We start from the raw sequence: 13,657 nt of genomic DNA, 5'->3' as shown, positions 1-13,657 counted from the left end.
ATGCGAAACGGCGGCTACAATGCCGCCGTTCTCGCGTTTATACCTAAGATGATATTTAATTTCTGAAAAGAGATGGAAAATGGCCCAGATAACTGCTGCTCTGGTTAAACAGCTCCGTGATCAGTCCGGTGCTGGCATGATGGATTGCAAAAAAGCCCTTACTGAAACTGATGGTGACGTTGATGGTGCTGTCGATTGGCTTCGTAAAAAGGGCCTAGCGGCTGCTGCGAAAAAATCCGGCCGCGTTGCTTCTGAAGGTCTTGTTGCAGCTGCTACTGCTGGTAACAAAGGCGCCGTAGTTGAAGTAAATGCTGAAACTGACTTCGTTTCTCGTAATGACCAGTTCCAATCATTTGTTACTGCTGTTGCCCAGCAGGCTATGACTGCTGGTGGTGATGTTGAAGCTTTGGCTAATGCTGACTTCCCTGGCGAAGACGGTTCCGTTGCAGACGCGCTTACTAAGCGTATCGCAACTATTGGTGAAAACATGAGCCTGCGTCGCACTGCTTCTCTTGAAGTAAGCGAAGGTGTTGTTGCTTCATACATCCACAACCAGACCGCTCCTGGTCTTGGTAAGATTGGTGTCTTGGTTGCTCTTGAATCCACTGGTGATGCTTCTAAACTTGAAGCTTTTGGTAAGCAGGTCGCAATGCACGTTGCTGCAGCTAACCCTCAGGCACTAGATCGTGATTCTGTTGATGTAACTGCTCTTGAGCGTGAAAAAGAAGTCCTTTCTGATCAAGCCCGTGCTTCTGGCAAACCGGAAGAAATCATCGAGAAAATGCTCGTTGGTCGTCTCCGTAAATATTACGAAGAAGTATGCTTGCTTGAGCAGGGTTATGTTATCGACGGTGAAAACAGCGTAGGTAAAGCTGTTGAGCTTTTTGCAAAAGATCTTGGTTCTCCTGTTACACTTACTGGTTTCGTTCGTTACCAGCTTGGTGAAGGCATCGAGAAAAAAGAAGAAGATTTTGCTGCTGAAGTGGCTGCGACCCTCGGTAACTAAGTTATTTAAAGGTGGCCGCGACTTGTCTGATTTTTTTTCAGACGGGACGCGGCCATTTTTGTATTCAAAATCACAACCTTCCATTATGATAGTCATTTTTCGGGCACATTTTAAGCTTAAACAGTTGTGCTAGAGAATTAGACGTTCAAAACTAAGTGGAACAAGGAGATATCTGTGACAGACACGCCCCCTTATAAACGCGTCCTTTTGAAGCTTTCTGGTGAAGCTCTTATGGGCTCTGGTCAGTTTGGTCTTGATCCTGAAACGGTGAACCAAATCGCACTCGATATCAAAGAAGTTGTCGCGCTTGGGGTTGAAGTTTGTATTGTTGTTGGGGGGGGGAACATCTTCCGTGGTCTGTCTGGTGCTGCATCAGGTATGGAGCGTTCCACAGCCGATTACATGGGTATGTTGGCGACCGTTATGAACTCTTTGGCAATGCAGAATGCTCTGGAACAGGTTGGGGTGACAACACGGGTTCAAACAGCCATTCCAATGGATACTGTTGCTGAACCATATATTCGCAGGCGTGCTGAAAGGCATTTGACCAAAGGGCGTGTTGTTATTTTTGGCGCAGGTACTGGTAACCCTTACTTTACAACAGATACTGCTGCTGCCTTGCGCGCATCAGAAATGGGATGTGAAGTTCTCTTAAAGGGAACCAAAGTTGATGGTGTGTACTCTGCTGATCCAGTTAAAGATCCTACCGCGACACGCTTTGAAAGTCTTTCCTATAAAAAAGTGTTAACAGATGATATCGGAGTTATGGATCATTCTGCTATTGCACTTACGCGTGAAAATAATATACCGATTATTGTGTTTTCAATTTACGAAACAGGGTCTTTCGCTAAAGCTGTTGGCGGGAATGGCTGTTTCACTATTATAAAATAAAAGGGGATAGACTGTGTCGCAAGATGCCCTCATGAAAGATTTGTCACGTCGTATGGATGGTGCTTTAGAAGCCCTCCATAAAGAATTCACTGGCCTTAGAACTGGTCGTGCATCCGCAGCACTACTTGATACGATAATGGTAGAAGCCTATGGCGCTGCTATGCCCCTCAATCAGGTTGGTACCGTCACAGTTCCTGAATCTCGTATGCTTGCAGTTCAAGTCTGGGACAAATCAATGGTTGGTGCCGTTGAAAAGGCCATTAGAAATTCTGGATTGGGGTTGAATCCTTCCCCTGATGGGCAATTGGTCCGCGTACCTTTGCCTCCTCTTTCCGAAGAGCGGCGTAAAGAGTTGACAAAAATTGCGGGGAAATATTCTGAACAGGGTAAAATTGCTGTTCGTAATGTTCGTCGTGATGGTATGGAATCTCTTAAGAAAATGGAAAAAGATGGAGAAATCTCTCAGGATGAGATGCATTCCTGGAGTGATAAGATCCAAGAGTTGACAGATGCTCACATCAAAACCATTGACGAAATTTCAGCGCAGAAAGAAGAAGAGATCATGCAAGTTTAATCTTGTATGATTTTTACAAACAAGCGATGAAAAAAGGAATACCAAATCATATTGCCGTCATAATGGATGGCAATGGCAGATGGGCCAAAGCACGGCATTTACCGCGTGCTTTCGGCCATCGTAAAGGTGCTGAAGCCTTGCGGGAATTGCTTAAGTCAGCAATTGAAATTGGTATTCCCTATATGACGTTTTATAGTTTTTCTTCTGAAAACTGGAGCCGCCCCCAGAGTGAAATTAATGACATTATGGGGTTGTTGCGACGCTATTTACAGAGTGAACTCGCAACTTTCCATAAGGCGGGGATAAAACTAAAGGTCATTGGTGATAGGTCTCGTTTGGCAGACGATATCGTTTTGCTTATTGAAGATGCTGAACGCCAAACGGCGAGCAATGATAAACTGACAGTCGTCATGGCACTTAGCTACGGGGGGCGTCAGGAAATTGTTGAAGCCGCTCGTAATATTGCTCTCAAGGTAAAGTCGGGATCTCTTGACGCTGATGAATTGTCAGAGGACTTGTTTGAGCAGGAACTATATACCAATGACATTCCTGACCCTGACCTTCTTATTCGTACAAGTGGCGAGATGAGGATCAGTAATTTCCTATTATGGCAGCTTGCCTATAGTGAAATGGTTTTTGTTGAAAAAAATTGGCCTGATTTTTCTAAAGAAGATCTTCTTTTTGCTATTGAGGAGTACCAAAAACGTGACCGACGTTATGGATCCGCAGCCGAAACAGCCTAAAAAGAAGAGTGACCTGCTGGTAAGGTCATTGTCATCTATCCTACTTGGTCCACTGGTCTTAGCAGCGGTATATTTTGGCTCTCCTTACAGCGATTTATTAATTTTCCTTTGTTCGGGTATTCTTGCATGGGAGTGGGCTTCACTCTGTGGGCGAGGTACATTAGGACCTATAGGGCTTTCGCTTATAGCATCCGTGATTGTCGTGATGTTGGTTGGTTTGTTTGATCAATTCTCTTTAATCATGTGGGGACTGCCTATAGTACTGGTCTCCTTTTATGGGCTTACGCGGTTATTTTTTAAAAGTGTAAATAACAGTCACTGGTACATACTTGGTTTATTTTATATTTCCATAAGTTCATTAGCGTTATTATGGATCAGGAATATCCCTGAACAGGGGCTGGAGTTGATTTTCTGGGTCCTGTTTGTTGTATGGGCAACGGATATTGGGGCGTATTTTTCCGGCCGGAGTATTGGTGGGCCCAAAATAGCGCCAAAAATCAGTCCCAATAAGACCTGGGCCGGGTTGATCGGTGGTATGCTTTCCGCTGCTGTTGTTAGTTATATCTTTACCCGGTGGATGAATGACGTTTCCCCATGGGAACTGGTAATTTCTGGCGCATTACTCGCGGTAATATCGCAAGCGGGTGATTTTTTCGAATCACACGTAAAAAGAAGATTTGATGCGAAAGATTCAAGTAGGTTAATTCCGGGGCACGGTGGCTTGTTTGACCGGGTTGATGGGCTTCTCGCCTGTGCAATTGTTGTTGCTGGTTACAATATTTTTTAGTTTACGAGTAGGTTATTGATGCTTTCCTGTGATGGTGTATCTCAAAAGACAGCTGGTGTTTTAAGTAATCCCAGGTCGATTACTGTTATGGGCTCAACAGGTTCTGTTGGGACAAGTACTGTTGATTTACTCACGAGATCTCCTGAACTCTTCACTGTTGAAGCTTTAACTGCCAACCGAAATGTGGGGCTGTTGGCCAAGCAGGCAATTGAACTTAAGGCTAAATTTGCTGTAGTTGCTGATGTTAATAGCTATAACGACCTCAAAGATGCCCTTGCTGGTACAGGGATAGAAGTGGGAGCTGGTCCCGAGGCTTTGCTGGAAGCGGCAAGTCGTCCATCAGACATGGTAATGGCTGCAATAGTTGGGTTTGCTGGATTAGCGCCAACACTTACGGCAATTAAACGGGGCGCAACAATCTTACTTGCGAATAAGGAATCGCTGGTTTGTGCTGGTGATCTTATGGTTGGTGAAGTTAAGAGATATGGGGCGAACCTGTTACCTGTTGATTCCGAGCACAATGCTATTTTCCAGGTTTTTGATTACCAGAACAGAGCCGGTATTGATCATATTACCTTAACAGCTTCAGGAGGACCGTTTCGTCTTTTTAGCAAGGCGCAAATGGATAATGTGACACAAGAGCAAGCTCTTGCACATCCAAATTGGGACATGGGTGCAAAAATTTCAATTGATTCAGCGACCATGGTTAATAAAGGGCTGGAATTAATCGAAGCTGCTTATTTGTTTGACCTTCCTGAAGATAAGATAAAAGTACTGATTCATCCTCAATCAATTATTCACTCGACCGTTAGTTATGTTGATGGCTCCGTACTGGCTCAGTTGGGAACGCCTGACATGCGCACTCCGATTGCTTGTGCTCTTTCATGGCCGGAACGACTGCAAACGCCGGTAAAGCAATTGGATCTAGCCGAAATTTCGAAGTTGACGTTCGAGCACCCTGACTGTGAACGTTTTCCTGCGTTAAACCTTGCAAGACAAGCACTTCAAGAACATAAAACCATAATTTTCAACGCTGCAAATGAAATCGCCGTTGAAAGTTTCTTGCAAAAAACCATCTCATTTACTGGAATTTCTAAAATCCTCGAGAGAGCAATCGTCAGCTTCGGATCATTCCAGATGAATAGCCTTGATGAGATTATAGAGTTAGATAAAGAAGTTCGGATCTGGAGTGAAGAATTAATAAAATCTCAAATGATCTGAATTAATCAACCTAAGGGCTTTTGAACAAGGGCTCAAAAGGTTATTATGCGTACTCACTTAGATTTATAATTAACGTAACAACTATAATAAGTTAAAACTAATGGACTTTCTTACTGCAACACTCGCTTTTTTAGTGCTTCTTACTGTGCTGGTATTCTTTCATGAGCTTGGTCATTATTGGGTGGCGAGAAAGAATGGTGTAAAGGTTGACGTGTTTTCCGTTGGGTTTGGGCCAGAGCTTTTTGGTTTTTATGATAAGAATAGAACCCGTTGGAAATTTAGCATCATTCCTTTGGGCGGTTACGTTAAAATGTTTGGAGATGGAGACGTCACAAGCTCTACGTCAGAAGAAAATTCCGAGCTTACGCCTGAAGAGCTAGAAACGACCTTTAAGGCCAAGTCAGTAATGCAGCGTGCGGCAATTGTTGCTGCGGGGCCAATTGCCAATTTTATTTTGGCAATTATCTTGTTAAGCGGTTTGTATACTTTTGTTGGTCAACCATATTCTGCTGCAATTGTATCCAAGGTTATCGAAGGAAGTGCCGCTGAAACAGCAGGTTTTCAGCCGGGTGATCTTGTTGTAGAAGCTGATGGGTCAAAAGTTGACCGGTTTGAAGATCTGCAACGTCTCGTGCAGCTCGGGTCGGGTGAGGCAATTGAGGTTGTCGTTGTACGGAACAGTGAAAATGTCGGTTTAACGGTCACGCCAAAAGTTGATATTTATAAAGATCATAATGGTTTAGAAGCAAAGCGTTGGTTGATAGGAATTGCGAGTAACAATGGGTCATCCTTTAAAAAATATGATTTCCCTTCTGCTGTAGTGGCTTCAGTATATGAAACCTACGAGATTTCTATTGGTACATTCAAAGCAATTGGACAAATGTTTGACGGGCACCGTTCTGTTAAGGAATTAGGGGGGCCAGTTAAAATAGCCGAAATGTCCGGTATGGCCGCTGAGGCTGGCTTTGCAACTTATATATGGTTTATGGCAATGCTCTCCATAAATCTTGGGTTACTGAATCTAATGCCAGTTCCTATGCTTGATGGTGGTCATCTCTTCTTTTATGCTTACGAAGCTATACGAGGTCGTCCTTTAAGTGAACGAAAACAAGAATACTGTTTCAGAGTTGGGTTAGCTCTGGTATTGAGCTTAATGGTATTTGTTACTTGGAACGATGTCGTGTCGAAACAATGGTTCTGATCTGTTTATGAACATTAAAATCATATACAGATTACCGGGGGTAAATGTGTTGCGTAAATCGCTTCTTTCGCTATTAGTTTGGGGGATGTTTTTAACTCTTGGAGTTGCAAGCATTCAAACGCGTGCCTATGCACAGGCATTGATGTCTGGAGGAACAATTGACAACGTTGTTGTTGAGGGTACTCAAAGGATAGAACCTGAATCCGTAAGATCCTATATGGAAGTAAATTCTGGAGATACCTTTGATCCCGTACTCCTTAATCGCTCCCTAAAAAGCATATTTGCAACTGGGTTGTTTGCCGATGTTTCTCTACGGAGGCAGGGAAATGATCTTATTGTTGTCGTCGTTGAAAATCCAATTATTAACCGAATTGCTTTCGAGGGAAACCAACGGTTAGACGATGAAATCCTTCAGGGTGAATCTACTCTTCGTGAACGTGTGGTTTTTACCCGGACAAAAGCTCAAGCCGATGCACAACGCCTATTGGAACTCTATCGTCGTTCTGGCCGTTTTGCCGCGACAGTCGAACCCAAAGTAATCCAGCTACCACAGAATCGTGTTGATCTGGTTTTTGAAATCAGTGAGGGCGACCGTAGTTATGTTACGACGGTTAACTTTATCGGAAATAAGGAATTTTCTGACAGTTCTCTCCAAAGTACTGTTTCCACCTCTGAAACTGTATTTTGGAACTTCCTGACTGACACCGACACTTATGATCCTGATCGATTGACGTTTGATCGGGAACTTTTGCGCCGCTTTTATCTGAAAGAGGGTTATGCTGACTTTGAGGTGCAATCTGTCGTTGCTGAATTAACGTCTAATCGTGAATCTTTTGTCGTAACGTTTACGATCTCTGAGGGAGAAAGATACACTTTTGGGACAGTGGGTGTTGAGAGTGCTCTTAAAGACTTTGATCCCGCAACAGTTGAGGATCAAGTTCTGCCTGAGGAAAGCGAATGGTATAATGCGGATCTCATTGACAAAACCGTAGATAATCTCACAGACGCGGTTGGGAACCTTGGCTATGCGTTTGTTGATATCAGACCGCTTCCAGAAAAAGATACCGAGAACAAAGTTATAGATCTCATCTTTAATATATCTGAAGGACCGAAAGTCTTTGTTGAACGTATCGATATTCAAGGTAACGTCAGAACGCTTGATAAAGTCATTCGACGTGAGTTCCGTTTGGTCGAAGGGGATGCCTTTAACAGCTCAAAGCTAAGGCGCTCACGTTCCCGAATTCAACAACTAGGATTTTTCCAGTCTGTAAATGTAGATAACCAACCCGGAAGTACGCCTGATCGTACTGTAATCCAGGTAGAAGTCGAAGAACAGTCTACCGGTGAGCTTACTTTCGGGGCTGGTTTTTCATCCTCTTCTGGGCCTCTTGGAAGTATAGGCATTAGAGAGCGAAACCTACTCGGCCGCGGCCAAGATCTACGGTTTAACATCGCTATTGCTGGTTCGGGTTCAGAGGCTGATGTTAGTTTCACAGAACCTTATTTCCTAGATAAAGAAATCGCTGCTGGCTTTGATGTCTTCCGCATTACGCGTGACGAAGATACTCTCTCCTTTGAAGAAAAGAAAACTGGGGGTGCGCTTAGGGTCGGATATGATTTGTCAGAGGAGTTACGTCAGGTACTCAGGTATCGCTTTGAATATATTGAGATACAAGATGTCGATTCTGATGCAGCAACCCTCGTAAAAGAACAGGAAGGCTCAACGATAAAATCAGCAGTCTCAAGTACACTTACTTATGATCAACTAGATTCTAGGGTTGCTCCAACTGATGGATATCTTCTCAAGTTGGAAAATGAAGTTGCTGGCCTTGGCGGAGATGTAAAACACTTGAAAGTTTCTCTCGGTGGGACACATTATTACTCCTTCTCTGATGAACTCATTTTGAAGTCTCGTGCTGAGATTGGTAATATTATCGGGATTGGAGAGGATACGCGTATTGTCGATCGTTTCTTCTTAGGCGGGGATAAATTACGTGGATTTAAAAGTGGTGGTGTAGGCCCTAGGGATCGGGCAAGTGATGATGCCCTTGGTGGTAAACACTTCTATAATGGTAGTGTCGAATTAACCTTTCCTCTTGGTTTACCAGAAGAATTTGGTGTTAAAGGGCGTGTTTTTAGTGACTTTGGATCTACATGGAACATTGATGGTGCGGATTCCGGTGTTGATGATTCATCAAATCCAAGACTTTCCTTTGGTACTGGTTTGACTTGGAAGTCACCTTTTGGACCACTTGCAATGGATCTAGGTTTTGCTGCTCTAAAAGAAGATTATGATGATACTGAAATCTTTAGTTTCAGCTTTGGGACGAATTTTTAAACAATGACTAATTTTAAACCTTATTTTCGAACTCTTGGCCTTTTACTGATAGTTTCTTTGGCTGTATTTGCTTCTATGAAAGTATCTCACGCTCAAAGTTTACAGTTGAAAGTCGCTGTGGTTGATACTCAAAAAGTGATACAGGCTTCTCAGGCTTATAAGCAAATCAATCAAAAAGTTGAGGGGCTTAGAAATCAGTTCCAACAAGAGTTTAAAGGAAAAGAGCAGAATTTAGTCGCTGAGAATCAAAAGCTGGTGCGTCAGAAATCTATTCTTGCTGCAGAAGTTTATGCGCAAAAAAAAGCAGATATAGATAAGCAGGCAGCCATTATTCGTAGTCAGGCTAAAGAGCGCAAAAAAAGTATAAACCAATTACGAAATGCGGGATTAAAGCAAATACAAAATCAACTTGGATTGATAATTGACCAGATGGTTGCTGCCAATGGCTTTGACTTAATTATTGCAAAACAGTCTCTGGTTTGGACTAAACCTAGTCTAGATATTACTGATGCAGTGGTTCAAAATTTAAACGCTTCTCTTCCTGCTGTGACACTCCAATAATTAAAGAGTTTATATAACAATGGCCGATTCACATTTCTTTCAAAATGCGGGCCCTTTTTCCCTTTTGGAACTTTGCCATCTTGTCGATGGCACCTTGTCCGAAGGCGCAGATCCAGAGCAACTCATTCAAGACGTTTCTACTTTAGAGGCCGCTGATCAGACAGAGATCAGCTTTTTGGATAACAAAAAGTATTTATCTGATTTCGGTGTCACTAAAGCGGGGGTTTGCATCGTTGATCCAAAATTTGCTTCAAAGAAGCCTGAAGGTACGTCGCTTATTCTAACTCCGAAGCCATACAAAGCTTATGCATTGATTGCTCAGAAATTTTACCCCAGGCAAATAGAACAAAGTGCGTCCAATATACATAAAACAGCAGTCATTGATGAATCCGCGAGCGTTGGAAATGGATGTCATATATCTGCGGGTGTTTGTATCGGGAAAAATGTTGAAATTGGTGACGAATGCATTATCGAGCCTAATGTTGTTATCGCGAATGGGGTTAAAGTTGGTTCGAAAACAGTATTGGGTGCCAACTCGTCGTTAGAATATTGTTTTGTAGGATCGAATTGCCAAATTCATGCTGGTGTCCGCATTGGTAATCGAGGGTTTGGTTTCGCCATGGAACCCGATGGATACATAGACGTACCCCAATTGGGTCGTGTCATTATAGGTGACGATGTTGAGATAGGGGCTAACTCGACTATTGATCGTGGTGCTGGTCCCGATACCGTAGTTGGAAATGGCACCAAGATCGATAATCTGGTTCAAATTGGACATAATGTACAATTGGGCAAACAATGTGTGGTTGTCGCACAGTCTGGTATTGCGGGTAGTACCACCCTTGAAGATTATGTGGTAATGGGTGCGCAATCAGGTATTGCAGGCCATCTTAAGTTGGGAACAGGTGCACAAATTGCAGGTCGCGCGGCTGTCATTAAAGATGTCGAACCAGGACAAGCTGTTGCAGGTACCCCAGCGATGCCAATTAAAGATTTCTTCCGCCTAGTAGCTATGTGGAAAAAACAGTTGAATACGAAGAAAGGTTAATAGAATGAGTGAAGAAGCCGTAGTAACGGACGAGGGGCGCTCTGTAGGGATATTGGAAATCAAGGAAATGATCCCTCATCGCTACCCTTTCCTACTTATTGATCGTGTAGACAATATTATTAAAGATGAAACTGCGGTCGGTTTAAAAAATGTGACGATAAATGAGCCCTTCTTTGAAGGTCATTTTCCACGTCAACCTGTTATGCCAGGTGTGCTTATAGTTGAAGCAATGGCACAGACAGCTGCTGTATTTGTTGTGGAAACCCTTGATGGGGCCGCAGCAGGTAAAATCGTATATTTCATGTCTGTTGATAGCGCCAAGTTTCGTAAACCGGTCGTGCCTGGCGATCAATTAAAAATCCATGTTACTAAGATTCAACAACGTGGAAACGTATGGAAATTTGACGGTAAAGCCAAGGTTGATGGTAAAGTTGTCGCCAATGCAGAATTCAAAGCTATGATTATGGACGATTAATTGTGAGTATACACCCCACAGCAATTATTGAAGACGGTGCAAAAATACACGATACGGCTCAAATCGGGCCTTATTGTGTAGTTGGGCCAAAGGTGACTTTAGCTGCTAATGTGATATTGCATAGTCATGTTGTCGTGGCGGGTATAACCTTGGTTGGTGAGGGAACTGAAATATTTCCTTTTGCATCTGTTGGCCACCAACCTCAGGATTTAAAGTTTGATGGCGAAAAGTCAGAACTTGTTATTGGCAAAAATAACAAGATCCGTGAACACGTAACAATAAATCCAGGCACTTCTGGGGGTGGTTTAGTAACCCGCATTGGTGATAACTGCCTACTTATGATGTCTGCTCATGTTGCTCATGATTGTGTCATTGGTAACAATGTAATCCTTGTGAACAACGCGACCCTCGGAGGGCATGTTGAAGTTGATGACTTCGCAATAATCGGGGGATTGTCTGCTGTACATCAATTTGTCCGTATCGGTCGAAATGCAATGATTGGCGGCATGTCGGGTGTAGAAAATGACGTCATTCCATTTGGAATGGTTATGGGGGAACGTGCTCGTCTCAGCGGTTTAAATCTGGTTGGTATGAAGAGGCACGGGCTTCCTCGTGAGGATATCTCCAGTCTGCAAAATGTTTTTAAGCTTATCTTTGCTGATGAAGGTACGCTTTCTGAGCGTATTGATAGTGCGAAAAGTAAATTCTCAGATAACAATACTGCCAAAGAAGTAATCGATTTTGTTGCTGAAGATTCTTCTCGGGCAATTTGCCAGCCTAAATAACGATGAGCGCAAAGCTTGGAATACTTGCCGGTGGAGGCAGACTTCCCAGTCAGTTGATAAAACTGTGTGAGGAAACCAACCGGGAAGTATTTCTGGTTGCTTTTAAGGGGCAAACAGATCCTGAAACAGCAACAGACGTAGACCATATGTGGACACGTCTTGGCGCAGCAGGAAAAATTCTAAAAAAATTAAAAGATGAACAAGTAAAAGAACTTGTTATGGTCGGCCCCGTAAAAAGGCCTTCTATGGCAGAGCTTCGTCCAGATTGGCGTGCTTTACAGTTTTTTGCCAAGATTGGAGCTAAAAGTCTCGGTGATGATGGTCTTCTCCGTTCAGTAATTTCTGCCGTAGAGGATGAAGGTTTCTTATTCAGGGGGGTAGATGATCTTTTGAGTGACTTGTTGGCTACAGAAGGCATCTATGGATCCATTGGCCCTAACGAGCAAGCCTATGAAGATATCAAGCGTGGTGTTGAGGTTGCTAAGGCAATGGGACGTGTTGATGTCGGTCAGTCCGTCGTAATTCAGCAAGGTCTGGTTCTCGGTGTAGAAGCGATAGAGGGGACTGACGCCTTACTCTCACGTTGTGGAGAATTGAAAAGAGGCGGTGAGGGAGGTGTTCTGGTGAAATTAAAGAAACCAGAGCAGGAACGCCGCGCGGATTTGCCAACTATTGGTGTCGAAACCCTCAAAAGTGCCTTTAATGCGGGACTAAAGGGTATTGCTATTGAAGCAGGAGGTGCTTTGGTGGTGGATAGAGATGCATTGGTCAATATGGCTGATAAACATGGTTTGTTTGTCATCGGGATAAATCCTACAGACTATGAATGATATCGCTAAAGAAATTCCGCTGATATATTTGATTGCGGGAGAACCTTCCGGTGATCAATTGGGGGCAAGGTTGATGTCTGCCCTCAAGCAAGAAACATGTGGAGAAGTTCGGTTTGCCGGGATTGGTGGGGAGCGAATGGCTTCCGAAGGACTAGAAAGCCTTTTCCCTATTCACGAACTGGCAATTATGGGGCTGGCAGAGGTTCTCCCCCATATTCCCAATATCCTTCGCCGGATCAAGCAGACCAAGAATGATATTTTAAAAGAACAGCCAGCTGCGTTGATAACAATTGATTCTCCTGGATTCAGCCTCAAAGTCAGTAAGGCCCTTAAAGGAGAAGGCATTCCCTTAATTCATTATGTCGCACCATCAGTTTGGGCCTGGAAAAAGAAACGGGCTAAGAAAGTATCTGCCTATCTAGACCACCTGCTAACTCTCCTTCCTTTTGAGCCGCCTTATTTTCAGAAGCATGGACTTGAAACAACATTTGTCGGTCATCCGGTCATTGAAGCTGAGGGAGCTTTTTCTGAGATAGAAAGAGATCAACTTTGTTCCGAGTTGGGACTGTCTTCAGAAATGCCAATACTTGCTGTTTTGCCAGGTAGCCGCAAAGGTGAAGTTACCAAGCTTGGCCCTGTGTTTAAAGAAACAGTCGGTTTGTTATCAAAATCAATCCCTGACCTCCAATGTATTATCCCGACTGTAAGTAATGTCAAAAATGCGGTTATAGATCTTACAAGTGATTGGCCAGTGCCTGTAAAGGTTGTTGAGGGTGTTGAAGGGAAGCATAAGGCATTTCGGTGTGCTAATGCAGCTCTGGCAGCTTCTGGTACTGTTGCGCTTGAGCTTGCTGTAGACCGTGTTCCAACGGTAATTGCCTATAAGGTTGCTCCGGTCACGGCTTTTATAGCCCGGCTATTGATTAAAATTAAATTTGCCAGTCTGCCCAATATTTTATTGGACAGGGAGGTCCAACCTGAACGTATTCAAGAGAATTGTACTGCTGAAATTCTGGCTCGGGATATTGAGAGTTTGTTGCTGGATAAGTTGATTAAAAATGATCAGGTTAGCAGTTATGATAAAGTAATTAAGCTATTGAAATCCGGCGATGATATGCCAAGTATTAAAGCTGCAAAAACAATTTTGGCTGTCATTGCACAGAAATCATCTATTTGATTTCTGTTTCGGGCTAAAAA

The 13,657-nt window shown here is 43.4% G+C and carries 14 protein-coding genes; all 14 read left to right on the top strand.

Annotation, left to right across the window (positions count from 1 at the left end):
* Window positions 1-79: 79 nt before the first annotated feature.
* The 14 genes from tsf to lpxB all read left to right on the top strand — a co-directional run bounded on the left by tsf (window position 80) and on the right by lpxB (window position 13,637).
* The gene (gene tsf / locus ACOGW3_RS03020; protein ID WP_419901605.1) at window positions 80-1,006 is read left to right on the top strand and encodes a translation elongation factor Ts; all 927 of its coding nucleotides are present in this window, start codon (window positions 80-82) and stop codon (window positions 1,004-1,006) included.
* Between the two features lie 174 nt (window positions 1,007-1,180).
* A complete protein-coding gene (gene pyrH, locus ACOGW3_RS03015) occupies window positions 1,181-1,897 on the top strand; it encodes a UMP kinase (protein ID WP_419901604.1) in 717 nt (238 codons plus the stop codon).
* A gap of 31 nt (window positions 1,898-1,928) precedes the next feature.
* Window positions 1,929-2,471 carry a ribosome recycling factor gene (gene frr, locus ACOGW3_RS03010; RefSeq protein ID WP_419901603.1) on the top strand — a complete coding sequence of 181 codons (543 nt, stop codon included), beginning with the start codon at window positions 1,929-1,931 and terminating at the stop codon, window positions 2,469-2,471.
* A 26-nt stretch (window positions 2,472-2,497) separates the two neighbouring features.
* Window positions 2,498-3,214, top strand: a complete 717-nt coding sequence (locus ACOGW3_RS03005) for an isoprenyl transferase (RefSeq protein ID WP_419901764.1) — start codon at window positions 2,498-2,500, stop codon at window positions 3,212-3,214.
* Entirely contained in the window at window positions 3,177-4,001 is an 825-nt protein-coding gene (locus ACOGW3_RS03000) for a phosphatidate cytidylyltransferase (protein ID WP_419901602.1), read from the top strand. The genes ACOGW3_RS03005 and ACOGW3_RS03000 overlap by 38 nt, the downstream gene beginning before the upstream one ends.
* Before the next feature lie 18 nt (window positions 4,002-4,019).
* Entirely contained in the window at window positions 4,020-5,222 is a 1,203-nt protein-coding gene (locus ACOGW3_RS02995; RefSeq protein ID WP_419901601.1) for a 1-deoxy-D-xylulose-5-phosphate reductoisomerase, read from the top strand.
* 100 nt (window positions 5,223-5,322) lie between these two features.
* The gene (gene rseP / locus ACOGW3_RS02990) at window positions 5,323-6,423 is read left to right on the top strand and encodes an RIP metalloprotease RseP (protein WP_419901600.1); all 1,101 of its coding nucleotides are present in this window, start codon (window positions 5,323-5,325) and stop codon (window positions 6,421-6,423) included.
* 46 nt (window positions 6,424-6,469) lie between these two features.
* Window positions 6,470-8,761 (top strand): outer membrane protein assembly factor BamA, encoded by a 2,292-nt coding sequence (bamA, locus tag ACOGW3_RS02985; protein ID WP_419901599.1) that lies wholly within the window; start codon window positions 6,470-6,472, stop codon window positions 8,759-8,761.
* A 3-nt stretch (window positions 8,762-8,764) separates the two neighbouring features.
* Window positions 8,765-9,322 (top strand): OmpH family outer membrane protein, encoded by a 558-nt coding sequence (locus tag ACOGW3_RS02980; RefSeq protein WP_419901598.1) that lies wholly within the window; start codon window positions 8,765-8,767, stop codon window positions 9,320-9,322.
* 19 nt (window positions 9,323-9,341) lie between these two features.
* On the top strand, window positions 9,342-10,370 hold the full coding sequence (gene lpxD / locus ACOGW3_RS02975; protein ID WP_419901597.1) for a UDP-3-O-(3-hydroxymyristoyl)glucosamine N-acyltransferase: 1,029 nt from the start codon (window positions 9,342-9,344) through the stop codon (window positions 10,368-10,370).
* 4 nt (window positions 10,371-10,374) lie between these two features.
* On the top strand, window positions 10,375-10,845 hold the full coding sequence (gene fabZ / locus ACOGW3_RS02970) for a 3-hydroxyacyl-ACP dehydratase FabZ (RefSeq protein WP_419901596.1): 471 nt from the start codon (window positions 10,375-10,377) through the stop codon (window positions 10,843-10,845).
* Entirely contained in the window at window positions 10,845-11,630 is a 786-nt protein-coding gene (lpxA, locus tag ACOGW3_RS02965) for an acyl-ACP--UDP-N-acetylglucosamine O-acyltransferase (protein ID WP_419901763.1), read from the top strand. Before fabZ ends, lpxA begins: the two co-directional genes overlap by 1 nt.
* 2 nt (window positions 11,631-11,632) lie before the next feature.
* Window positions 11,633-12,460, top strand: a complete 828-nt coding sequence (locus ACOGW3_RS02960; protein WP_419901595.1) for an LpxI family protein — start codon at window positions 11,633-11,635, stop codon at window positions 12,458-12,460.
* Window positions 12,453-13,637 (top strand): lipid-A-disaccharide synthase, encoded by a 1,185-nt coding sequence (lpxB, locus tag ACOGW3_RS02955; RefSeq protein ID WP_419901594.1) that lies wholly within the window; start codon window positions 12,453-12,455, stop codon window positions 13,635-13,637. The genes ACOGW3_RS02960 and lpxB overlap by 8 nt, the downstream gene beginning before the upstream one ends.
* Window positions 13,638-13,657: the final 20 nt, after the last annotated feature.

The organism is Kiloniella sp. (assembly GCF_965205715.1).
In the GTDB taxonomy this organism is placed as follows: domain Bacteria; phylum Pseudomonadota; class Alphaproteobacteria; order Kiloniellales; family Kiloniellaceae; genus Kiloniella.
This window is presented reverse-complemented; position numbering and strand designations above follow the sequence as displayed.